The sequence below is a fragment of the Arthrobacter sp. SE2 genome (assembly GCF_058244265.1).
In genome coordinates, this window is the sequence record NZ_JBZAYA010000025.1 from 13,597 (window position 1) to 35,763 (window position 22,167).

19 protein-coding genes are annotated in these 22,167 nt (G+C 62.7%); 5 read left to right on the forward strand and 14 right to left on the reverse strand.

Translation table 11 applies throughout. From position 1 onward, the window contains the following. Positions 1-132: 132 nt before the first annotated feature. The 3 genes from AC4CS3_RS21765 to AC4CS3_RS21775 all read right to left on the reverse strand — a co-directional run bounded on the left by AC4CS3_RS21765 (position 133) and on the right by AC4CS3_RS21775 (position 2,566). On the reverse strand, positions 133-1,023 hold the full coding sequence (locus tag AC4CS3_RS21765) for a MurR/RpiR family transcriptional regulator (protein ID WP_490785185.1): 891 nt from the start codon (positions 1,021-1,023) through the stop codon (positions 133-135). 92 nt (positions 1,024-1,115) lie between these two features. Then, positions 1,116-1,589 (reverse strand): sensor histidine kinase, encoded by a 474-nt coding sequence (locus tag AC4CS3_RS21770; protein ID WP_490785186.1) that lies wholly within the window; start codon positions 1,587-1,589, stop codon positions 1,116-1,118. Positions 1,590-1,729: 140 nt separating this feature from the next. Further along, entirely contained in the window at positions 1,730-2,566 is an 837-nt protein-coding gene (locus AC4CS3_RS21775) for an alpha/beta fold hydrolase (RefSeq protein WP_490785187.1), read from the reverse strand. A gap of 164 nt (positions 2,567-2,730) precedes the next feature. Here AC4CS3_RS21775 and AC4CS3_RS21780 point away from each other — a divergent pair, with 164 nt between their 5' ends. From AC4CS3_RS21780 to AC4CS3_RS21800, 5 genes are all read left to right on the forward strand, one after another. Beyond that, positions 2,731-4,464, forward strand: coding sequence for an ABC transporter ATP-binding protein (locus AC4CS3_RS21780; protein ID WP_490785213.1), 1,734 nt, complete (start codon positions 2,731-2,733; stop codon positions 4,462-4,464). Beyond that, entirely contained in the window at positions 4,461-6,431 is a 1,971-nt protein-coding gene (locus AC4CS3_RS21785) for an ABC transporter ATP-binding protein (RefSeq protein ID WP_490785188.1), read from the forward strand. Before AC4CS3_RS21780 ends, AC4CS3_RS21785 begins: the two co-directional genes overlap by 4 nt. A 231-nt stretch (positions 6,432-6,662) precedes the next feature. Continuing rightward, positions 6,663-7,430 carry a formylglycine-generating enzyme family protein gene (locus AC4CS3_RS21790; protein ID WP_490785189.1) on the forward strand — a complete coding sequence of 256 codons (768 nt, stop codon included), beginning with the start codon at positions 6,663-6,665 and terminating at the stop codon, positions 7,428-7,430. Between the two features lie 56 nt (positions 7,431-7,486). Beyond that, on the forward strand, positions 7,487-7,819 hold the full coding sequence (locus AC4CS3_RS21795; protein ID WP_490785190.1) for an ArsR/SmtB family transcription factor: 333 nt from the start codon (positions 7,487-7,489) through the stop codon (positions 7,817-7,819). A 13-nt stretch (positions 7,820-7,832) separates the two neighbouring features. Further along, positions 7,833-8,330 (forward strand): SRPBCC family protein, encoded by a 498-nt coding sequence (locus tag AC4CS3_RS21800; RefSeq protein WP_490785191.1) that lies wholly within the window; start codon positions 7,833-7,835, stop codon positions 8,328-8,330. Positions 8,331-8,419: 89 nt separating this feature from the next. Here AC4CS3_RS21800 and AC4CS3_RS21805 read toward each other — a convergent pair whose 3' ends face one another. The 11 genes from AC4CS3_RS21805 to AC4CS3_RS21855 form a co-directional block, all read right to left on the reverse strand. Continuing rightward, a complete protein-coding gene (locus AC4CS3_RS21805) occupies positions 8,420-8,632 on the reverse strand; it encodes a hypothetical protein (protein ID WP_441413709.1) in 213 nt (70 codons plus the stop codon). A gap of 149 nt (positions 8,633-8,781) precedes the next feature. Next, positions 8,782-9,669, reverse strand: coding sequence for an N-acetylglucosamine kinase (locus AC4CS3_RS21810; protein WP_490785192.1), 888 nt, complete (start codon positions 9,667-9,669; stop codon positions 8,782-8,784). Next, positions 9,666-12,263 carry a glycoside hydrolase family 2 protein gene (locus AC4CS3_RS21815; RefSeq protein WP_490785193.1) on the reverse strand — a complete coding sequence of 866 codons (2,598 nt, stop codon included), beginning with the start codon at positions 12,261-12,263 and terminating at the stop codon, positions 9,666-9,668. The genes AC4CS3_RS21810 and AC4CS3_RS21815 overlap by 4 nt, the downstream gene beginning before the upstream one ends. Before the next feature lie 64 nt (positions 12,264-12,327). Continuing rightward, positions 12,328-13,407: a glycoside hydrolase family 130 protein gene (locus AC4CS3_RS21820; protein WP_490785194.1), complete on the reverse strand. Its 1,080-nt coding sequence runs from the start codon at positions 13,405-13,407 to the stop codon at positions 12,328-12,330. A gap of 44 nt (positions 13,408-13,451) precedes the next feature. Next, a complete protein-coding gene (locus AC4CS3_RS21825; protein WP_490785195.1) occupies positions 13,452-15,557 on the reverse strand; it encodes a hypothetical protein in 2,106 nt (701 codons plus the stop codon). A gap of 90 nt (positions 15,558-15,647) precedes the next feature. After that, entirely contained in the window at positions 15,648-16,730 is a 1,083-nt protein-coding gene (locus tag AC4CS3_RS21830) for a glycoside hydrolase family 130 protein (RefSeq protein ID WP_490785196.1), read from the reverse strand. A 5-nt stretch (positions 16,731-16,735) separates the two neighbouring features. Continuing rightward, complete coding sequence (locus tag AC4CS3_RS21835) at positions 16,736-17,491, reverse strand: carbohydrate ABC transporter permease (protein ID WP_490785214.1); 756 nt, start codon at positions 17,489-17,491, stop codon at positions 16,736-16,738. A 220-nt stretch (positions 17,492-17,711) separates the two neighbouring features. Continuing rightward, positions 17,712-18,674 (reverse strand): carbohydrate ABC transporter permease, encoded by a 963-nt coding sequence (locus AC4CS3_RS21840; protein WP_490785197.1) that lies wholly within the window; start codon positions 18,672-18,674, stop codon positions 17,712-17,714. Positions 18,675-18,687: 13 nt separating this feature from the next. Continuing rightward, positions 18,688-19,998, reverse strand: coding sequence for an extracellular solute-binding protein (locus tag AC4CS3_RS21845; protein ID WP_490785198.1), 1,311 nt, complete (start codon positions 19,996-19,998; stop codon positions 18,688-18,690). 108 nt (positions 19,999-20,106) lie between these two features. Further along, positions 20,107-21,132, reverse strand: coding sequence for a LacI family DNA-binding transcriptional regulator (locus tag AC4CS3_RS21850; protein ID WP_490785199.1), 1,026 nt, complete (start codon positions 21,130-21,132; stop codon positions 20,107-20,109). A 199-nt stretch (positions 21,133-21,331) separates the two neighbouring features. After that, on the reverse strand, positions 21,332-22,099 hold the full coding sequence (locus tag AC4CS3_RS21855) for a type 1 glutamine amidotransferase domain-containing protein (protein ID WP_490785200.1): 768 nt from the start codon (positions 22,097-22,099) through the stop codon (positions 21,332-21,334). Positions 22,100-22,167: the final 68 nt, after the last annotated feature.

Here is a 22,167-nt window from a genome sequence, read left to right on the forward strand (position 1 = left end):
TAAATCGAATTATTTAGGAAACGTCTTACCCTTGAAGGGTGGGGCCCGATTATTAACAGTCGGTGCGGAGTTGATGAACTCCCCGTGCGCGGACAGGAAACAGTTGAAACCGCCCGCGTTTCGCTCCAAAAACTATTCGGGGTTTTCCACCATGTGGAGAACTTCTTCGAAGACGGCAGAGCGGGCGCGCTCAACGTCAGGAGAATCCGCAGTCACGGCGGCGTGCAGGGCGGACAGCACCAACATCTGCACGATATTGCCAATGGGCAGCTGGTCGTTCCACGAATGGAATTCCGCCCCGGCCACGAGTGTGTGCGTCGAGAGATCCGCGAGCTCGGATTTCGCATAACTGGTCACCCCGATCACCGTGGCCTGGCGTTCAGCCGCGATCCGCGCCGAGCCAATCGTGAAGGAGTTCATTCCGCTGTCGCTCACGGCGATGCAGACATCCCCCGCTGAGAGGAGCTTGGCGGAGATGTGCTGCGAAACAATGTCGGATGGCGCCTCGCATTGCACCCCGGCCGACAGGAACCGCAGGGCAAGCGATTGGGCGGGGGCGAGGGACGCCCCGTTGGCCACCACCAGCAGGCGACCGCCCTGGCGAATCGCTTTCACGGCGGCGTCGAAGGCCTCGAAGTCCAAAGACCCCAAGGCTCCGCGGATGTCTTGGGAGGCCCGGGAAAAGATCCCGGAAACCAGATGCTCCGAGGACCCGGGTTCGCCGGTTGCCCCGGATTCTTCCTGCTGGATGCTGTCCCGCGCCGCGGCGCCCAGATCGCGCAGCAGGACCTGGCGCAAGTGCTGGAATCCGTCAAAGCCCATGCTCTTGCAGGCCCGCACGATCGTCGCGGGCGACGTCCCCGTCTGGGTGACCAGATCCGCCACCGACATCCTGGCGACGGTCTCCGGGGAATCAAGGCACAACTGCGCCACGCGCTGTTCGCTGGGAGCCAGCGACGGGAAAATCGACTTGATGTGCGCGCGGGAACCGCCTAGGGGCGGTTCGGATTTGTACGGGGTCATTCGCCTTTCATACCAGATTCACTTGAATAGCGAACCAGCAGCGCCGAAACCGACGACGGGAGGTGCCTGCCGCCGTCGGGCACCCACCCGTATCAGTCGAGTGGCAGGGTGACGGTTACACAGGTTCCGTTGCCTGGACTGGAGACGACGGAGACCTCGCCGCCCACTTCGCTGACGGCGATGGACATGAGGCGGAGCCCGAATCCATGGTGTGCGCCCGCGGGCGTTGCCTTGCCGTCGAAGCCCGCGCCGTTGTCCGTGACTGTCAGCCGGATCCCGTGGTAGACGGCGGCGAGCCGGACGGTGACGTCGTGGGCATGCGCGTACTTGAACGCGTTGCTGAGGACTTCCTTGGCCGCGTGGTAGAGCAAGGAAGCGGAGCCAGCCGAGATTTCGACGCCATGGTGCGGCGTCTCCCAATGGATTTCAGTCCCCTGGCGGCGGAGCGGTGCGGCCAAGCGGTCGATGCAGCCCGCGAGCCCCAAAGCGTGGAAGTCAACGGGTTGCTGATCGGTGATCACGCCGTTGATGGCGGTGACTTCGTCCAGGGCTGTTGTTGTCTTCATGGCCGGTCCTGCTCCCCTTGCAGCTTTGGTGCTTTCGCCGGCGAATGGGCTCCGCCTGTGCTTGCATTAAGACTGGACCCGAGGAGTTAAGGTTCCCGCGATATTCAGTTAGTTTCGTCCTAATTTTTTGTCAGGAATCCCTACTTCGCGAGGAATCCGAGCAAGGCCTGGTTGACCTCAGGGCCATGGGTCCACAGCAAGCCGTGCGGGGCGCCGTCGATCTCCACGTATTCGGCGCCGGGGAGTGCTTCGGCGAACCTCCGGCCGGTGACGTCGATGGGGAGGATATTGTCCGCGGTGCCGTGCAGGATCAAGGCCGGCACGTCGATCTTCGGGATGTCGGCCCTGAAATCGGTGAGCCACGTGGGCTGCGCGGCCACCGAGGCATAGGCACCTGACTGGGCTGCCAGGTTCCAGCTGGCGGTGACTGCTTCAGGGCTCAGGCGGTGCGTTCCGAGGAAAGTGGAAGCGTTGTAGAAGTTGTTGAAGAATTCGGTGAAGAAAGCGTAGCGATCGGAAATGACGGCTTCGGAAAGTCCGTCGAACACGGACTGCGGAACGCCACCGGGGTTGTCCTCGCCCTGAAGGAGGAACGGTTCCAAGGATGAAAGGAACACGGCTTTCGCCACCCGGGCCGAGCCGTAAGTGCCAAGGTAGCGGGCCACTTCGCCGGTTCCCATCGAGAAGCCCACCAGTACGGCGTCGTTCACATCGATGGTGTTCAGGAGGGTGTTCAGGTCCGCGGCGAAGGTGTCGTAGTCGTAGCCGACGGTCGGCTTGCTGGACTTGCCGAAGCCGCGGCGGTCGTAGGTGACGACGCGGTAGCCGGCGTTGAGCAGTGCGGCAGTCTGCTTCTCCCAGGACGAACCATCCAGGGGATAGCCGTGGATGAGGACCACTGCCTGGCCGGTCCCGTGGTCCTCGTAGTAGATCTCGATCTCGGTGCTGTTTTCATTTCCGACGGTGATGTAAGCCATGACTACGGTCCTTTCGTAGCGGATCTTGCCGAGAGTTTCCAGCCTACTGTCCGGGTACGACGGCGGCACCCCCCGCGCCACGCTTCGCCCTGAGGGAAAGCTCTAGTTGCCCCCAGCAACCAGTCGTAGACTGGCCTTCGAATCACTACGTGAGTTGGAGAACGATGCTCTGGAAACTTCTCGTTCAGTACCTGCGGCCACATCGGCGGCTGCTGATCGCCGTCGTCATTTTCCAGTTGGCGCAGTCCATAGCGTCGCTGTACTTGCCCACACTGAATGCCGACATCATTGACGAAGGCGTGGCCAAGGGGGACACGGGGTACATCCTGGGCACCGGGAGCCTCATGTTGCTCATCACCCTCCTGCAGATCGCGTGTTCGATCACGGCCGTGTACTTCGGCGCGAAAGCCGCCATGGGCTTGGGACGGGACCTGCGCGGGGCCATTTTCACCAGGGTGGGGGAGTTCTCCGAGCAGGAGGTCACCCGTTTCGGGGCGCCGTCGCTGATCACGCGTTCAACCAACGACGTGCAGCAGGTCCAGCAGCTCGTCCTGATGTCCTGCACACTCATGGTGGCGGCGCCCATGCTCAGCATCGGCGGGGTGATCATGGCTGTCCGGCAGGACGCCCAGTTGTCCTGGCTGATCGCCGTGAGCGTCCCCGTGCTGCTCGTTGCGGTGGGCCTCATTGTCAGCCGGATGGTGCCGCTGTTCCGCAAGATGCAGGTCCGGATCGACACCGTGAACCGGGTGCTCCGCGAACAGCTCGCCGGCATCCGCGTGGTGCGCGCATTCGTGCGCGAGGACATGGAGACCGAACGCTTCGCCTCCGCCAACCATGACGTCACCGAGATGGCGCTGCGCGCGGGGCGGCTCATGGCCCTCATGTTCCCGGTGGTGATGCTGGTGCTCAACGTCTCCAGTGTGGCCGTGATCTGGTTCGGATCGTTCCGGATCGATGACGGATCCATGCAGGTAGGAACCTTGATCGCCTTCCTGAGCTACCTCATGCAGATTCTCATGTCCGTCATGATGGCTACGTTCATGGCCGTCATGATCCCGCGTGCGGCTGTTTCGGCGGACCGCATCGGGCAGGTGCTGGAGACTGAATCGAGCGTGCGGCCTCCCGCGAACCCGGTGACGGAGACTGCCGGCCGCGGTGAGCTGGAATTGCTCGACGTCGGATTCGCCTACCCGGGTGCCGAGCAGCCTGTCCTCAGCGGCATCAGCTTCCGGGCACGAGCAGGCCAGACGACGGCCATCATCGGCAGCACGGGCGCGGGCAAGACCACCTTGGTGAACTTGCTGCCACGGCTCTTCGACGCGAGCAGCGGCTCGGTGCGGATCGACGACGTCGACGTCCGCGAACTGCACCCGGACCTCCTGTGGGGGCACATCGGACTTGTCCCGCAAAAGCCCTATCTGTTCTCCGGCACTGTGCGCAGCAACCTCCTCTACGGCAAGCCCGACGCCACCGAGGAAGAACTCTGGCGGGCGCTTTCCATCGCCCAGGCGCAGGACTTCGTCGAAGAGATGGAGGGTGGGCTTGATGCTCCGATCTCCCAAGGCGGCACCAACGTTTCCGGCGGCCAGCGGCAGCGCCTCGCCATCGCCCGGGCACTCGTGAAGCAACCCGAGCTCTACATCTTCGACGACTCCTTCTCCTCCTTGGACACCGCCACCGACGCCAGGCTCCGCCAGGCGCTCAAGCGCCACACGTCCGGCGCCACCATGGTCATCATTGCGCAGCGGGTATCCAGCATCGCGGATGCCGAGCAGATTCTAGTGCTCGACGACGGGCGGCTCGTGGGGCGCGGAACCCACGAAGAGTTGCTGGAGACTTCAGAAACGTACCGGGAGATAGTTTCCTCGCAACTGGCAGCGGAGGAGGCGGCATGAGCAGCGCACCCAGCACCGCCAACCGCCCGCAGCGTCCCCCCATGGGACCAGGCCGCGGCGGACCCTTCGCGGGAATGAGCATCCCGGCCGAAAAGGCCATGAACTTCCTGCCCTCGGCCAAGCGGCTCCTGGGCACACTGCGGCCCGAGCGCTTGTGGCTGACCCTGGTCCTCTTCCTCGCCGTGGCCAGCGTGACCCTGTCCGTGATCGGCCCCCGGCTGCTGGGCGAGGGCACCAACCTGATCTTCTCCGGCGTCGTATCAAAGCAACTTCCCGCCGGGGTGAGCAAAGAACAGGTCATCGAGGGACTGCGCGCTTCCGGCCAGGGCTCCAAAGCGGACATGTTGAAGGGCATGGACTTGACTCCCGGCGTCGGAATCGACTTCGGCGCCCTGTCCTCGATCCTGCTGTGGGTGCTGGTCCTGTATGTCCTGGCCTCAGCGTTCGGCTGGATTCAGGCCTACGTTCTCAACGGCGTCGTGCAGCGAACCGTGTACCGGCTCCGCGAGCAGATCGAAGCGAAGATCAACCGTCTTCCGTTGCGCTATTTCGATTCAGTGCAGCGTGGCGAGCTGCTCAGTCGCGTGACCAACGACGTCGACAACATTTCGCAAAGCCTCCAGCAGTCCATCAGCCAGGCAGTCACGTCCTTGCTCACGGTCGCCGGCGTCATCTTCATGATGTTCCTGCTTTCGCCGATTCTGGCGTTTATCACCCTGGTCACCGTGCCGTTGACGCTGGTCACCACCGTGCTGATTGCCAAGCGCTCGCAGAAGCTGTTCGTGGCCCAGTGGAAGAACACCGGCGAGCTGAACGGGCAGATCGAAGAAACATACACCGGCCATGCGCTCGTGAAGGTGTTCGGACGCCAGCGCGAAGTGGAGGAGCGGTTCCGCGAGAAGAACGCAGAGCTGTTCTCGGCGAGCTTCGGCGCCCAGTTCATCAGCGGCTTGATCATGCCGGCACTGACATTCATCGGCAACCTGGTCTATGTCGGGATCGCCGTGGTGGGCGGCCTTCAAGTAGCCTCTGGCGCCATGCAGTTGGGCGATGTCCAGGCCTTCATCCAGTACTCCCGGCAGTTCACACAGCCCCTGGCCCAGCTCGGTTCAATGGCCAATCTGCTCCAGTCCGGTGTCGCATCCGCGGAACGCGTCTTCTCGCTGCTCGATACCGAAGAGCAAAGCGCTGATCCTGAGCCCTCGGCTGTTCCCGAAGTGACGCGCGGGCGCTTGGTGTTCGAGAACATTTCCTTCTCCTACTCGCCGGACAAGCCGCTGATCCAGAATCTGAGCCTGGCGGCCGAGCCCGGCCAGTCTGTGGCGATTGTCGGGCCCACCGGGGCAGGCAAGACCACCCTTGTGAACCTCATGATGCGCTTCTATGAGCTCGACGCCGGGCGGATAACCCTCGACGGCGTCGACGTCGCCTCGATGTCCCGCTACGAGCTGCGCTCGCGGATGGGCATGGTGCTCCAGGATACGTGGCTGTTCGGCGGCACCATCCGGGACAACATCGCCTACGGACGGCCCGACGCTACCGAAGCCGAGATTCTGGAGGCCGCTCAAGCAACGTACGTGGACCGTTTCGTGCACTCCCTCCCTGAGGGCTACGACACAGTGCTCGACGACGAAGGCAGCAACGTTTCCGCTGGTGAGAAGCAGCTACTCACCATCGCCCGGGCCTTCCTTGCCCGTCCCTCAGTCCTGATCCTGGACGAGGCCACGAGCTCCGTGGACACCCGGACCGAGGTCCTGGTTCAGAAGGCCATGAATGCCTTGCGGTCTGACCGGACGAGCTTCGTGATCGCGCACCGCCTCTCCACGATCCGCGACGCCAACCTCATCCTGGTGATGGAGTCCGGGCAGATCGTGGAGCAAGGCACCCATTCGGAGCTCCTGGCCGCTGGTGGCGCGTATTCGAGGCTGTACGAAGCCCAGTTCGCGGCGCCGGTGGCGGAGGTCTGAGGTTCTATCCACATAAGGCGTGCCGGGGGTGACGCAGACGTGGCTGGGCCCGGCTGATCCACGCATTGCGCTGCCTGCCCTGGCAGGAATCCCTGGTCATGGAGGAGTGTGCTGTGGCCCGTGGCGACATGACAGTGGGATTCCTGCGGGAGCGGATGCCGGCAGCGGCCAAAAACCTGCCTGGCGTGACACTCACTGCCCGCAAGAGGGCGCGGACTAGGCTTGGATCCCATGGACATCAAGCCTCCACAGCTCCTCAGCCTGCCCGGCGGGCAAATCGAACTCCGGGACGCACGCAGCGGCCGTACCAACTCAGTGGACCTTGTTGCCTTCGAGATTGGAAGGACAGCAGTTACCCGGGCCGAGTTTGCCGGGTTCAGGGGTAACCCCGCCCCTGGTCACTCTCCAAACGCGCCAGCTCACGCCGTCACCTGGTTTGATGCCGTTGACTGGTGCAATGCGGCATCTGAAGCGGAAGGCCTCGGCCCGGCATATGCCCGCACCGGACGAAACGTCGTATGGAACGTCGCGGCCAACGGCTACCGGCTGCCCACCGAGGCGGAATGGGAATACGCCTGCCGGGCAGGTTCAAGTGGCCCGCACCATGCTTCGCTTGACGATATTGCATGGACCGCGAAGGACGGGTTGTCCGCGCCCAACGACGTGGCACTAAAAGCTCCCAACGGGTTCGGCGCCTACGACACGCTCGGCAATGTCTGGGAATGGTGCTGGGACTATGCGGATCCCGCGAGATACGGCGACTACAGGGCATTCCGTGGCGGTGGTTGGGCTGACGACGCCTGGAATGTGCGTGCGTCGGTGCGGCGGGGGAGTGCTCCTGATGCTGTCTTGGAAGACGTGGGCTTCCGGGTGGCTCGGGGCGCTTGTGGTGCACCAAGGACAAAATCCGCGCAGGGTTGGTCGGACGATGCCGACAGAAGCCGGGCCAAAGTACGCGGCCCGATTCCGTTCGGTTGGACTCCGCTGAAGTTCGACTAGTGCGAGGTATCTATGCCCGTTGACTCCGTTTCGCCATTGGAATATCCTACAACCAAATGGTTGTAGATCAGCTCAGCGAAACCGAACTTGACCGCCTCTTCCAGGCGTTTTCCGATGCCACGCGTCGGGACATCGTCCGTCGGGTAACGGTCGGGGAGTATTCGGTGTCCGGTTTGGCAGCCCTCTACGCCATGAGTTTTGCCGCCGTTCAAAAGCACGTGGCGGTGTTGGAGCGCGCGTCGCTTGTAACGAAGGAGAAGCGTGGAAGGGAGCAGATCGTGCGGGGCAACCATGATGGCTTGCAGAAAGCCCGTCAGCTGCTCGATGAGTACGAGGCGATCTGGCGGCAGCGCGTCCATCGGATCGCAGACATCCTCGCCGAAAAATAGGAAGGGTTCCGCAATGACGGTTATCAGTTCCATCAAGAATCCCGAAGCGTTGAGCTTGACGCTCGTCGCCGAGTTCGATGCCAGCCCCGAACAGGTCTGGCAAATCTGGGAAGACCCACGCCAGCTTGAGCGCTGGTGGGGTCCGCCCACCTGGCCCGCGACGTTCGAACAGTTCGAGTTCGAGCCGGGCGGGAAAGCCAGCTATTACATGACCGGTCCCGACGGCGAGAAAGCCGGCGGCTGGTGGCGCATCACGGCCGTCCAAGCTCCGAACAGGCTGGAGTTCGACGATGGCTTTGCCGACGAAAACGGAGCTCCCGTCGAGGAGATAGGGGCCGGCCATGCGACCGTGACCCTCGAAGAGATCGGCGACCGCACCCGCATGACGATCCTGTCCACCTTCGAATCAGAAGAGCAGATGAAGAAGATGATTGACATGGGTATGGAAGAGGGAATGCAGGAGGCGGCCGGCCAGATCGACGCGCTCCTTTCCGAGCACTCCCGCGCCTGATTGTTCCGGACGGAGAACACCGGATACGGGAACGACGGCGGGAGGTGACTCCCGCCGTCGTCGTCGCTTTGCGCCCTGAAAGGTCGCTGTTACAGGGACTGCGCGTCGAAGGAGGTGGCCTTGGCCGCGCTGCCATTCAGGCTGACAGTGAAGGTGTTGGGCCCGCTGCAGGTGACCGCAATGCTGGCCTTGGAAGTGTTGTGGCGCACCGAGAAGTCGTGCACCAGCGCGTCCAGCGTGTGGTGGGTGGTTGAGCGGTCCCAAATCTTGAGGGTTACGGAGTCGGCAGTTTCAAACGTCATTGTTCAGTGCTTCCATTCATGAATCCGGATATCCGGCTATCGCGCCAGTGCGAAAGCCGCCGTACAAGCCTTTCCATAGTGCACAGCGAGGCACGGACTGCTCAAGCCAGAACGGCGTTTGTTGCTAGTGAGACTCATCACAGCGGTGTCTAGTGGGATGCAAGCTGCAGTGCGCCAAAGACCGGATCCTGGTTAAGGACCTGCAAATAGTCGAAGCCCCGAGCGGCAAGGGCTATGCGCATGGCTGTCTGCAAGGTGGGCTGGTTCATCCCGAGGCCTCCACCGAGGACAATTGGCCCCTCGATGTTCAGTTGCTCAGCGCATTTCGCCGCCAACGAGGCAAGATCGGCGCCTGCCTGGAGGATCATGTCCAAGGAGGCGGTATGCCCCGAGGCCGCGCACTCGAAGACAATCGGAGATTTGGAAGCCCAAAACTCGCGCCCCGCGTCTCCATGGAAGAGGGCAATCAAACCCTCCGGGCCGAGGAGTCCACACGATTTCACAAGCGCGGTCGTCAACTCGTCGGGGCGTAGCCCGTTGTTCATGCGTTCGAGGCTGTACCTCACCGCTTCACGACCGAACCAGTAACCGCTGCCTTCATCGCCAAGCAAGTAACCCCAGCCGCCCGCACGCGCTTCGTCCTCGCCGTTGGTGCCCCAGGCCGCCGATCCGGTGCCGGAGATCACTGCGATTCCAGTGCCGAATCCTGCGGCAGCCAGCAGAAGGCGCGTGTCATGGACAACGGAGACGACGGCGTCGGGAGCCAACGGCTGGATCAGTTCCTTCAGTGCGTTCGCGTCTTCGGCGGTGTCGATCCCTCCGGAACCAACCACCACCCGTGCAACGGACTCGCCCTGGAGGGTGGCGAAGACACCCTCCAGGGCGGTGCGGGCTTGGGCGCGGCTCACGTTCTGGACATTGGCGCTACCGCCGGAAGTATCGGCAACGGCGGTGCCATTCAGCCATTTGATGCCGCGCGTATTCGAACCTCCGATGTCCAAACCTACGACTGCGCCCATGGTGCCGGGATGTGTCACTGGAATGTCCCTTCTGCCGTTGAGAGCGTTGGTGCAAATTCGGCGGGCGGCATGATGCTGTTGTGCCTGATTCCAACCCCTTGCAGCACCGGATACCGCGACCATGCGTCGAGTCCCGGACCTTCAGCACCATCAACCGTGGACGCGACGCGGAAGGTATGGCTCTCGCCAGGCAGCAGCGAAATACATTGTTCGGAGACTGTCGCGTTCGGGTCTAACCGGTCCGCTTGCAGAACCACATCGCGCACGATGGTCTCCGCGGTGACAGTCACTTCAATGCCGTCGGGGATTCTTGTTGCCCAGGCGGTGATCCTCGCTGGCTCCTTGATGCGGTCCCTGTCCTCGGCGTAGAAGTGGAGGATCCGGTCCTCGTGCCCGAGTCCTTCGCCGCGCGCCACGAGGACATCGGTCAAGGGTTGCCCGGTCTCGCTCAGATCATGCGGGAGGCCGATTTCGGTCTTGCCGCGGGGTTCGACGTCGAACACGAATTGATGCGACGCCTCCAGTCGGATGACCGGCGGGACAGCCTCCGCGGACGGAACCGTGCCGAGGCGTTCCACGGTGAGGGTCCCCGTCCAGGACTCTGCGGAATCGTTGACCAGAACGACGGCGAGCCCGTCGCCGCGGCGCTGTACGGTCGCCAGTCGCGGCCGGTAGGCCTCACGGATTGCGTACCACAGCGGTTTCAGCTGACTGTATCCATCAATGGCGGCCCAGGATGTGACGGGCCAACAGTCGTTGAGCTGCCAGACAATGGAGCCGGCGCATACGGGCCAGCCGGCACGGAAGTGTTCGATGCCGAACCGGATCGCGCGGGCTTGGTTTACCTGAGTGAGAAAGTGCCACTCCTGGAAATTCGTCGGCTCAGGAAGATGCGCGGAGAGTCCTCTCTGCAGCTTCCTTGTTCCGTCTTCGGCCTTTTGGTGCTGGCGGAACGCCGAGGATTCGAGGTCCAAATCGCCTGGCTCGAGGACGCGGGTGAGGGTGGACCAGTTGGGGGGACCCTGGAATCCAAATTCGGAAACGAACCGTGCATTCCACTCCGCGTAATGCGAGTAGTCCTCTTGGTTCCAGACATCCCAGATATGCACGTTCCCGTGTCTCGGATCGTTCGGATGAAGTTCGGGATCTCCGGAATATGGGCTGCCGTTCCAGTACGGGCGGGTGGGATCCAACTCTGTTACGAGGGCAGGCAAGAGCTCCGAATAGTAGCCCCATCCCCACTTTCGGCCGTTGAGCAGGGGCTTCCAATCCCAATCCCAGAAACCCCAGACGCATTCATTGTTTCCATTCCAAAGCACCAGGCTGGGGTGGCTCATGAGCCGTGCGATGTTGTCCCGGACCTCGCCGGCGACTTCCTCGGAGAGCGGCCCGTCTTCCGGGTATCCGGCGCACGCAAAGAGGAAATCCTGCCAGACGAGAATCCCCATGCGGTCGCAAAGTTCGTAGAAAGTGTCCGACTCATACACCCCACCGCCCCACACTCGGAGCAGGTTCATGTTTGCCGCAGTGGCCTGCGAAAGTCGCTGCCGGAGCTGCTCGTGGGTGATGCGTGATGGGAAGCAATCGTCGGGGATCCAGTTGGCACCCTTGACGAAAATGTCGAGCCCATTGATGGCAAAGACAAAGCTGGTTCCGGCCTCGTCTTGTTCGGTTTTGAGCTCGAATTGCCGGAATCCGATGCTCTTCGACCATGCGTCAAGGTGGTGCCCATCCGCGTCCAGCGTCACCGTTAGCGCGGAGAGTGGCTGGGCGCCCATATCGTGGGGCCACCACAGTTCCACATTCTCAAGATCCACGACCACCCGGGCCTTGTGGGATCCCTCCGGAATGGAAATCGATTCGGTCTTGTCCAGAATCGCGACCTTGAGTCCGAGTTCGCCTGAAACGCCTGGCGCCCGCACAACCTCTACATCCACTTCCACACGAGCATGTCCACTGGTGGCGAGTTCTCCGCGGCCGGACCCGGGCGCAGGGGTAGTGGTGACGGAGGGGCGGACTGATTCCAGCCGCGCCGCCCCGTACCTTCGGATGCTCACAGGTTTCCACGGTCCGGCCGTCACCAGGTTCGGGCCCCAGTCCCATCCGAAGTTGCAGGCCGACTTCCGCACGTACTGGAATGGCTCCGGATTGCCGTTGGGTTGATCTCCCGCAGCCGCCCGGACTTGTTCGGCATAGTCGCGCACGTTCTTGAAGGTCAACGCCAAGTCATTGGCACCGGGCCTGACGACATCGGTAACGTCCACAACATAGCGGCGGTGTTGGTTGTACGTATGTGCGAGGTCTTGCCCGTTGACCCGGATCACGGCGATGGTGTCGAGGCCGTCGAAGACGAGCTCCGTCCGCCGGACTTCGTTGCCGTCGTGGTTGAAGGTTGTGGAGTATTCCCACTCGCTCCGGCCTACCCAATGTTGGGACTCCTCGTTTTGGCCCGCATAGGGATCCGGAAGGTGGCCATGATCCATAAGTACGGTGTGGACAACCGAAGGGACCGTTGCAGCAAGCCTCCAGCCCATGGCCCCGGACGGTGCGCCCGGGGCCGGAGCGGTCACTCTCAAGGCCCATCCCCTGGCGAGGTTGGTGGTTTCAATCATGGTGTGTGCCTTATCAATCGAGCATCTGCTGCCAAGGGTGGGTACGGTGTCGGGCTGGAAGTGGTTAGCCCTGGTCTGCGCGGTAGAAGTACATCTCCCGCGATCCGGAAGGGGCATCCCAGCCTTGGGCGAACATCCAGGTTCCACCGAACTTCATCAGGCCGCCCCAAGCCAGGGACCCTCCACGGTGCATCGCCTTCTGGGTGAACGGCTGGCTCACGTCATAGAGCGCCTGCGCAGCGGAGAATTGGCCGTCCGCGTCGCCGTAGAAGAAGTCCAGCACCAGCTTGCCGCCGTCGCCCCCGGTGCCGTCGCCGTCGTCGACAATCGCGCAGGCGACTTCGTGCAGCGAACCGCCCAGCGGACCAAGATCCAGGTACTCCTGCGGCTCAAACGTCCAGTTCACCATGTCGGTGGACCGTCCCACATGCGTGGTTCCGCCGCAGCCCTCGGACAGGTACATCAGGTAGTCGCCACCGATCTTGACGGCTTCGCCCCGGGCGTTTCGGGGGATGACGGCCCCCTTGGCCCAGAACCGTGAAACCTCGTAGGGGACAGCCAGCCCGAGCTTTTCCCAATGGATCAAGTCGTCGGACACCGCAACATTGATGTCGCAGCCGACGTCGCCAAGGGGATAGACATCCGGGTCCTGGCCGTCCCGCTCCTCGCTGCGGTCGATTGTCCAGATCCCGTTGTAGAACATGTAGTAGCGGCCGTTGGCCTGGTACACCTTGGGATCTTCGCAGCCAAGGATCTCATTGTCCTGCGTTGGGTAGATCACGGGATTGGACGGGCTGTCCTGCCACCCGGTTTCGGGATCGTAGACGGCGACGCCGATACGGCTGGAGACGGATTCCTTACGCGGGGATGCGCGGTAGAAAAGATAGAGCTTGCCGTCGCGCTCCATGACGGAGGGATTGAAGATTGAATCCGCGGTCCAGCCGATGCCGGTTGGATCGGCCCAGTCCTGGACCTGCCGGAACGTCAGGGAATCGTCCTTGCGGAACGGACCCACCGCCCACTTCGGGTGCTCAGGATACTCGGCGGAAAACTGATCGGTGGAAATGGTGTCGGTCAGCGGATTGCTGAATGTGAGCGCTCCCTCGTAGCTGTGGAGGAGGGCTTCCGTGGTGATTTTCTGCATGGTTCTTCCTGTGGTGACTTGCGAAGGCTGGGAGCCGGTGGGGACTAATTGCGGACCAGGGTCACCCAGGTGAACCCACCCGGGGCTACAGTGACGCGGCCGGAGTGGTCTGCGCCGTTCTGGTCTGGACCTGGTGTGACGGGCTGGCCGGAAGCGTCAAAGGCCTGCTGGCTCAAATGGAACCCTTGGGGCATGTCCACTTTTCGATCGGTGCTTCCCGACGCGGCGCTGATGTACAGAGTTGATTGGCCTCCGGGGCCGGAGACGGAAACCGAGGAAATCTGCGGCTGCAGCAGCACGCCGTCGATCGACACGTCGCTTCCGGCCTTGGCGGTCAGGCTGGCCTGCCCTGCCGGTATTGCGTGGTCAAGGGAGAACGGGAAGAGCTTGCCCGGAGCCGCCGTGATGCCTTGCTCACCGGCGCCACCGTTGGGCGTGGTGCCGAGGAAAGTGCTCCCGGATGTCCACGACGTGGTTCCGGCGGCTTCGGGGCGCTGGTTCACGATCGGGTATGCGTTCCGGGCCTGGTCCGAGACCGGGACTGTGATCTTCAGGGTGCCGCCCGCGTTGAGGGCGACGTATGCGCCGCCGGACCAGTTCGCCTCACCGGTCCATGCGGAGGCAGGCTTGACGACTGCGCCGCCGGTGATGGTCCCGGTTTCGGCTTCGGCCACCTTGAGCCCGTCCGTCCCCACGGTGCTGCTGATCCCCAGGGCCTTGGCCTTGAGTTCCGGATTGGCGTCCAAGGCGAGCATGGACAACAACGTGTGGATGGTGGATTCCGCCCCGGAGTTGGGGTTGACACGGCCGTCGGTTTCGATGCCATCGATCGCGGTGCCTGTTGCCGGGTTGTAGGCAGGCTTTCCACTGCGGTTGGCACCGAAGTACCAGCCCGCAGCAACCGCCGCGACGTCCAGCAGGCCCGGAGCATTCGCAGCCTTGGCGGTCGCCACGAGTCCTTCGACACGTGAGTCCACGCCGTAGGCTATCTGTGCCTCACCCGGGGTCGGGCTCCAGGCATTGTCCGGTCCGCCCGCGGCGAGGAGCTGTGGAGTGAATTGGGCGGAGTCCTTCACGGCGGCGGTCAGCAGGTCAGGCCGATGCAGTACCGGGGACGCATTCGCGACGGCGGCCGCGGCCATTCCGCCCCAAGCGTGCCACAGGGTTCGGGACTGGTTCCACGGAAGAATCGCGCCGAAGGGCCACTGCTGAACCGATCCCGAGGACATCCCGGCGACACCTTCGGTGAGCTGGCTCAGCGCGGTAGCGGCAGCGCCGTCGTCGGGCGCGGCTTTTGAGTAGGCGGAGAGTCCGAGCACGGCTTCCGCCGAGGCATCCGCCCCTCCGGTGATGAGCCAGGCGGGGACCTTCGCGCCGTCGGCAATGTCGTACTTCCCGTACTTGGCGAGGGACTGCTTGTTCAAGGATCCGACGGCGAGGTCCAGCCTGGACTGCAGGAACGCCGCGAACTGGGGATCGGCAGACTTGAACGCCGCATACCCTTCCCCGAGCGCCCACACGGTCCGGGCCAGCCAATAGGACTCGGCTGAATCGCTGGGGTCGGGAAGTTCCACAGGCTTGGCGCTTGGCGTCAGTGTGCCATCGGCTTGCTGCCACAAGACCACGTTGCCGGCATTGGACCCGGAAGATGTCTGCAAATACGTCAGCTCACGCAGCATGTCGAAGGCACGGGTGCGGCTCGAGACGTCACCGGTCTGCTGCCAATGGCGCAAGTAGACGACGGCGGTGCGGGCGATGTCGTCCGCGTTGAAGGCCCCCTGGCTCCAGTAACCCGTGGTTGCGTCCTTGGAACCTCCTCCTACCCGCGTGTAGCTCCCGTCCGCATTCTTGTTGGCGTACGTCCACGGTGCTTGTGCTGCGGGATGTTCACCGATCTGGTACGTCGTGTGGCCATCCACGGCGTGCAGGGGAACGGTGTCCAGCAGGAAATTCAGGTGGGACAGATTGGTCAACGGCGCCTGCGACGCCGTGCCCGGCGCCTGCGACGCCGTGCCCGGCGCCTGCGACGCAGCGGCCGGAACCGGCTGCGTCGCTGAGGCCACGCCTGCCCCGGCCAGGAGCATCGACAGCGTTGCAACAACTGCGACCGGGGCGGATTTCAGCCGTGCATAAACAAGGGGAGGTGTCATGTCTAACTCCTAGGGGCATGGAAGAAGGGTTGGACTACTGAAGCGGGGTGCCGCCTAAGGCGCAGTCCGGTCCTAGGCGCGGTACCGCTTTTAGACGCGGTCCAGGCGTGCCACGCCGATCTTCGAATCAGCCATGCCATAGAAGACGAACAGCTCCTCGCCGATCTTCTCTATTGCCGTGGGGAAAACGACGTTGGGGACGATGCCTGAGATCTCGTCTTCCGTTTCCGGTGCCAGGAGCGGCTTGTCGCTTCGGGCGATCACGATGGAGGGATCGTCACTGTCGAGGATCATCGCAGCGGCGGTGTAGTTGACGTTCTGCTGGTGGTCGAAGGCAGACTTTTCCATCGACCCGGAGACGCCGTGGTAGATCAGGAGCCAGCCCTCGTCGACCCGGATCGGTGCCGGTCCGCCGCCGATCTTGAGTTCTTCGAAAGGAAACTCGCTCAGGGCCACGAGTTTGTGCTTGCGCATGTGGACGAGGTTGCGGATGTCCTTCTCGACGTCGGCAACTGCGACGTATGAAATCCAGATACCCGGGCGGTTGTCATCGAGGCCGGCCGGCAGGTGCTCGCCTTCGCCTTCGCGGATCCAACCCAGGTCCCACATGGGGCGGTGCAGCAAAGCGTAGGAGGGAACGCCGTCGGGATCGTTGACCGGTTCCGGGAAGAACACTGCGTCCTTGTTGGCGAACAAATTCAAGTCCATGGACAAGTCGGCCTGGTACTCGAAATGGCAGGGCCCCAGTCGGTCCCACGTGCGCAGGTCTTCGGAATGGGCGAAGGCCAGGCGGGGACCCAGCGGTCCGTAGGCAACATAGGTCATCAGGTGGCGGCCGAGGGACGGTACCCAGGTGACGCGGGGATCTTCCGTTCCCGCGTTGTTGAGGCCCCGTTCCCACCCTTCGTCCGGTGCCAGGACAACGCCCTGGCGTTCGACGCCGGACGGGACGCCGTCGTCGCCGATGATCACCTTGGCGAGCCCGACGCGGGAGACATTGCCCTTAGCCACGAGGCGCGGCAGGAGGTACAGCTCGCCGTCGGGTCCGCGGCCGCTGGCCGGGTTGAGGACGCCTTCGGCTTCGAATTCGTTCCCGTCCTCCGGGGTCATGATGACGCCGGCGCGGGTGAGGGTGAACGGGACGGTGGGGAGTGCTGAAGTTGAGGAAGTCATAGAGCTTAGCCCTTTACGCTTGATCCGATATTGGTGGAAATGAATTGGCGCTGGAAGAAGATGAACAGTGCGACGGCGGGGGCCGCGAGAACGCAGGCACCGGCAAGGATGGCGCCGAACGGGTTGGATGCCGTGGCGGCGATGTTCGAGATGTAGTTCGCCAGGGAGACGGCGAGAGGCTGAATGGCTTGGTCCTTGGTGACGAGGAACGGCCACAGGAACTCATTCCACGGGCCGATGAAAGTCAGCAGGACTGCCGTGACAATCGCGGGCCGGACCAAGGGGATCGCGATCTGCCATAGGATCCTCAGTTCGCTGGCTCCGTCGATGCGGGCGGCCTCGAACAAGGTGGAGGGCAGCTGCATGAAGTACTGACGGAAGACGAACACTGCGGTGGAATTGATCGCGAACGGCAGGATCATGCCCAGGTACGTGTCCGCGAGTCCGTAGTCTCGCACGATCATGACGTACAGCGGGATGAGCAGGAGCTGGAACGGAATCATCTGCACCAGCAGCGTCATCCCGAAGACAAACCCTTTACCGCGGAATTGCATCTGGGCGAGCGCGTAGCCCACCAGGAGCCCGAACACTACTGTGAAGAAGATGACGCCGCCGGTGAAAACACCCGAGTTGACCAGGCCTTTCAGCAGGTCGATCGAGTTGTTGATGTTGCTGTAGTTCTCGCCGGTGATGTTTGCCGGGCTAGGGAACGCTCCGCCCACGGAAGTGTCCGGGGAAGTCTGCAGCGAGCCGATGAACATGTAGTAAAACGGGAAGAGGAAGACGAAGGCTCCAAGGGCCAGCAGCAAGAAGCTGCCCACGCCCAGGTTCTTGCGCTTGGCCACGGAACTGCCCTTGCGGGAGGCCGCCGATGCGGGTGCCGGGGCTTCGGAGGCCGCTCTTTCGGAAGCGCCGGCACGTGGCCGGCGGGCGTCGTCGTCGTCGTCGTTCCTGAGAGGCGCTTTATTGAAAATCGACACGTCAGTCCTCCTTCCCGCCTACGAGGCGTTTCTGGATCAGGGCGATCAGCAACACGCCGATCACTAGCACCACACCCAGCGCTGCTGCCACATCGGGATTCCCCTGCAGGATTCCCTTCTGGTACATCAGGAACACCGGCGAGGTCGAGGCGCCGTCCGGCCCGCCTCCGCCCGTGAGCAGATAGGGCTCGGTGAACAGGTTCGCTCCGGTAATGGTGGCGAGCAAGGTCACCAGCACGCTGGCCGAGCGCACTCCCGGAACGGTGATGTTCCAGAACTGGACCCATTTGTTCCCGCCGTCCACCGAGGCGGACTCGTAGAGCTCGTCCGGGATGTTCTGCAGCGCGGCCAGGTAGAGCAGGATGAAGAATCCCAATTGCTTCCAGGTCACGTACAAAGCAACCGTTGGCATTGCCAGCCAGGAGTTCGTCAACCACGAGGGGTTCGGGGCCAGCGGCCCCAGAATGGCGTTGACCAGCCCGTTCTGCTGGAACAGGAACAGCCAGACCCCGACGACGGCGACGCTCGCCGTGACGTACGGGACGTAGTAGCTGACCCGGAAGAAGGTCTTGAGCCGCGTCACGCGGTTCAAAGCGTTGGCCAGGACCAAGGACAGTCCTACGGTCAACGGCACGTTGATGATCAGGAATATGCCGATATTGGCGAAGGAACGCTGTACTTCAGGATCGGACAGGACGTTGATGTAGTTGTCCAACCCCACGAAGGGACGGTCAACCTGGACGCCCGGAGCGGTGAAGAAGAACTGGTGGAAGGAGATGTAGACGGCGTACCCCAGGGGATATGCCAACACTCCAAGGACGAAGATGACGTAGGGGGCGCTGAACAGCAGTCCCAGCGGCTGGCGGCCCAGGAAGTTCTTGCGTTTCCTGGGCGCCTGCCGCTGGTCCACGGTCCGCCCGGCAGTGTCTCCCGTAGCGGGACCCCCAGCTGAGCGAAGTGACATGGGGATTCGCCTGCTACTTCTGGGCTGCCAGTTGGTTGATCTTCTCAGATGCACCCTTGAAAGCGTCGTCGATGCTCTGGTTACCGAAGATCACGGACTTGCTCCAAGCGTCACGGAAGGTCTGCCAGATCTGGACTGAGTTGGAGACGTTGGGGACTTCCACGGTGCGTGCGGCTTCGTCGGCGAAGGTCTTGTAGGCCGGGTTCTGGCTGAAGTAGTCCGCGTACGTGGTGGCCAAGTCCTTGCGCATCGGCATCTGGCCGGTACCGGAGAGGAGCTTGCCGTCTTGTTCCTTGCTGGTGGCGAACTTCATGACCTCCCACGCGGTGCCTTGGTTCTTGCACGAGGAGTACATGGCGATGTTCTTGGCGTCAGAGAAGGTGGAGCCGTTGGTCTGGGCTTGAGTGCCCGGGACCGGGACCGTGCCCCAGTTCACCTTGCCCTTGTAAGCGGCGACGGCCCAGGGGCCCGCGAGGGACATGCCGGCCTTGCCGTCTGCGAAGGAGTCACCCTTGTACGCTTCCTTGGAAGCCAGGTTCTCCTTGTAGAGGGTCTGGAACATCGTGGCGACCTGCTTGCCTTGATCGCTGTCAAAGGTGGACTTGCCGTCCTTAAGCAAGGTGGTGCCACCCGAACTGGCTGCATAGAACGGGTAGAAGTCGAACCAGGGCTGGTAGAAGTCGCTCGTGGGCGAAGGCCACACGGCGTTGGCAACCGCGCCGGACTTCACCAGAGTGCGGGCAGTATCCAGGAACTCAGACTGCGTGGCAAGCTTGGGGTTTGCCGGGTCCAGTCCGGCCTTCGCGAAGACGTCCTTGTTGTAGAAGAGGACCACCGGGTTGGACTTCCACGGAAGCTGGTACATCTTGCCGTCGGAGGACTTGTACTGGTTGGCGAGATCGCCGGTGCGGTCCTTGATGTACTGGGCGCCGTCCGGGAAGGAGTCCAGCGGGACCAAGCCACCCTGCTTCTGGAACTGCGGAACCGCCACCGGAGCCGTGTTGAAGACCAGGCAGGGAGCGTTGCCGGCGGTAATTGCTGCCCCGATGACCTCTTCGGAGCTCTTGCCCGCCGGTATTTCCTGTGCATCGACTTGCTGGTCCGGGTGGGCAGCGTTCCATGAGGCCACCATGTCCTTGCCCCATTTCACCTCGAACTCGTTGTTGGAGTACCAGATCTTGATGGGACCCTTGGCCGTGGTGGCAGAGTTCGCTCCAGAGGCCGTGCCGCTGGAGGCGCCTCCACCGCATGCGGCCAGGCCGGCTCCGATAACGGCAATAGCGGTAAGGGAGAGGACTCTCGAACTAATTTTTCCGTGCTTCATTGCAACTCCTTTTGCGGGTGAAAACTGAATATGCGGTGGCGACATTGCCTTCAAACGGGAATGGCAAATAACCCCACCCAATTGCGGGTAAATCTGTATTCGTAAGGATTAGTTATTCGGCGTGCCGGGGGCAGGCCCGGTGGAGGCGCGGACTACCAGCTTCGGGGAGGGCAGATAGACGTCTTCCGCAGGTCCTCCGCCGAGGAGGCTCAGTAACTGCTGGGCGGCAACACGGCCCCAGAGCAACGGATCGGCCGGGACAGTGGTCAACGGAGGGTTGAGGTACCTGGCGAGCTCGGTGTCGTCGTAGCCCGTGATGGATAAATCACCCGGAACAGCCAGTCCGAGGGACTGGGCGTAGGACTGTCCGGCAGTGGCCATTAGGTCGTTCGCGTAGATGATCGCCGTGGGCCGCTGGGCCGAGCGAAGCAGTTCCGCAGTAGCCGCCAATCCGCCGGCTGCCGTGAAGTCCGCCTCAATGAAGGAACCGGCCTCGAGCCCGGCTTTCGACATGGCATTTTGCCAAGCCAAGCGCCGGCTTCGGCCGTGAATGTAACTCTGCGGTCCGCCCACGTGCCCGATTTTGGTGTGTCCCAGCGAAACGAGGTGTTCGACGGCGGCCGCGATGCCTTCGGTGTCGTCCATGCAGACAGCAGGGAACGGCGAGGGGGTTTCGGGCCGGTTAAGGGTGACGGCCGGAATCTTGAGGCTCTTCAACAAAGCGATCCGGGAGTCATCAACCCTCATGTCCGTAAGGATGACGCCGTCCACGCGGCTGTCGGCAGCCAGCTTCCGATAGCCCAGCTCCTCGGCGTCGGCGCTGGCGGCGACCGTGAGGACCAAGACGTATTCGTGCTCAACCAACGTGGTCTCGATCCCGGCGATGAACGCGGGGAAGAAGGGGTCCGTTCCCAAAAGTCGAGGGTCCCTTGCCACAACCAGCCCGACGGCGAAGGCCTTGGCCGAAGACAGGCTCTTGGCGCGAAGATTCGGCTTCCACCCCAGTTCCCTGGCTACCCTGAGAATGCGCTCCCGGGTCTCATCACTGACGCCGGGCTGCCCATTCAACGCGTACGAGACGGCACCCTTACTCACGCCGGCTGCCTGCGCAACGTCGTTGATGGTCACTGTCATGTTTGCCTCATTGCCACTTGGTGATTGGGGTCACTGAACCGGTTTTGTTATCTCTACTGAACCGGTTCAGGGGGCCATTGTCAAGAGCAAACAAGAAATTGGTGGGTTCTAGGCAGCCGCCGATACTGGCGGCAGCTCCGACGAAAATGGCGGCCGCCCCGTCATCGGGACGGCCGCCAGTATCAATAAGCTGCAGGCGCTACTGCTCTGCGTCTGCCGCAGCAGCCTTTTTGGCGTCCTTCTCTGCGCGAAGGGCCTCGGCCTCGTGTTGCTCCTCGGCCTTTTCCTGGCGGATGACCACCGCCAGGAGCTTCTCCATCTCTTTCGCAACGCCAGCGGCGGAGGCTGGGTTCTGCCCGGTCACCAACCGCTCGGAGACAGCGACCTTCTCTGCGAAGACGTCGGCGAACACGTGGATCGCGCCCTGTTCCTTGAGCCGGTCGGCAAGGAAGAACGGGATGACCTTGTCCATACCTGCGGCAACTTCTTCGTCGTTGGTGAATGCCGCCACTTCCCGGCCCCCGATGAGCCGGAACCCGTCGGCCAGGTCCACGTTCACCAAACCCGCCGGTCCGTGGCAGACAGCGCCAACCACACCACCGGCGTCGTAGACGCTCGCAACCAGGTTCTGCAGGCCTTCGCTGTCCGGGAAGTCCCACATTGTGCCGTGGCCTCCCACAAGGAAGACTGCGTCGTACTGGCCAGCATCAACGACGTCCACGCGGGCCGTGTTGTAGAGTCCGGCGCGCGTAGTCTCGTCCGTCGTGAAGGCAACCTGGATGGGATCCTGAGGGTCCACTTCATCCTGCGGAGGCTGGCCGCCCTTGATGGATGCGAAGTCGACGAAGTGTCCGGAATCCTTGAAGACCTTCCAGGGATGTGCAGCCTCGGCCACGTTGTAGCCGGTCTTCTTTCCCGTATCGCCGAGTTCGGAAACGCTGGTCAGTACCATGAGGATTTTCTTCATGAGATGCTCCTATCGTCCCCATCCACCCTACGCCTTGGCCAAATTCGGCCCCGCCCCCGGCGCTGTAG

Coding starts and splice junctions, on each gene's coding strand:
- AC4CS3_RS21765 (WP_490785185.1), bottom strand. CDS start 1,023: ATGACCCCGTACAAATCCGAACCGCCCCTAGGCGGTTCCCGCGCGCAC.
- AC4CS3_RS21770 (WP_490785186.1), bottom strand. CDS start 1,589: ATGAAGACAACAACAGCCCTGGACGAAGTCACCGCCATCAACGGCGTG.
- AC4CS3_RS21775 (WP_490785187.1), bottom strand. CDS start 2,566: ATGGCTTACATCACCGTCGGAAATGAAAACAGCACCGAGATCGAGATC.
- AC4CS3_RS21780 (WP_490785213.1), top strand. CDS start 2,731: ATGCTCTGGAAACTTCTCGTTCAGTACCTGCGGCCACATCGGCGGCTG.
- AC4CS3_RS21785 (WP_490785188.1), top strand. CDS start 4,461: ATGAGCAGCGCACCCAGCACCGCCAACCGCCCGCAGCGTCCCCCCATG.
- AC4CS3_RS21790 (WP_490785189.1), top strand. CDS start 6,663: ATGGACATCAAGCCTCCACAGCTCCTCAGCCTGCCCGGCGGGCAAATC.
- AC4CS3_RS21795 (WP_490785190.1), top strand. CDS start 7,487: ATGGTTGTAGATCAGCTCAGCGAAACCGAACTTGACCGCCTCTTCCAG.
- AC4CS3_RS21800 (WP_490785191.1), top strand. CDS start 7,833: ATGACGGTTATCAGTTCCATCAAGAATCCCGAAGCGTTGAGCTTGACG.
- AC4CS3_RS21805 (WP_441413709.1), bottom strand. CDS start 8,632: ATGACGTTTGAAACTGCCGACTCCGTAACCCTCAAGATTTGGGACCGC.
- AC4CS3_RS21815 (WP_490785193.1), bottom strand. CDS start 12,263: ATGATTGAAACCACCAACCTCGCCAGGGGATGGGCCTTGAGAGTGACC.
- AC4CS3_RS21820 (WP_490785194.1), bottom strand. CDS start 13,407: ATGCAGAAAATCACCACGGAAGCCCTCCTCCACAGCTACGAGGGAGCG.
- AC4CS3_RS21825 (WP_490785195.1), bottom strand. CDS start 15,557: ATGACACCTCCCCTTGTTTATGCACGGCTGAAATCCGCCCCGGTCGCA.
- AC4CS3_RS21830 (WP_490785196.1), bottom strand. CDS start 16,730: ATGACTTCCTCAACTTCAGCACTCCCCACCGTCCCGTTCACCCTCACC.
- AC4CS3_RS21835 (WP_490785214.1), bottom strand. CDS start 17,491: ATGTTCATCGGCTCGCTGCAGACTTCCCCGGACACTTCCGTGGGCGGA.
- AC4CS3_RS21840 (WP_490785197.1), bottom strand. CDS start 18,674: ATGTCACTTCGCTCAGCTGGGGGTCCCGCTACGGGAGACACTGCCGGG.
- AC4CS3_RS21845 (WP_490785198.1), bottom strand. CDS start 19,998: ATGAAGCACGGAAAAATTAGTTCGAGAGTCCTCTCCCTTACCGCTATT.
- AC4CS3_RS21850 (WP_490785199.1), bottom strand. CDS start 21,132: ATGACAGTGACCATCAACGACGTTGCGCAGGCAGCCGGCGTGAGTAAG.
- AC4CS3_RS21855 (WP_490785200.1), bottom strand. CDS start 22,099: ATGAAGAAAATCCTCATGGTACTGACCAGCGTTTCCGAACTCGGCGAT.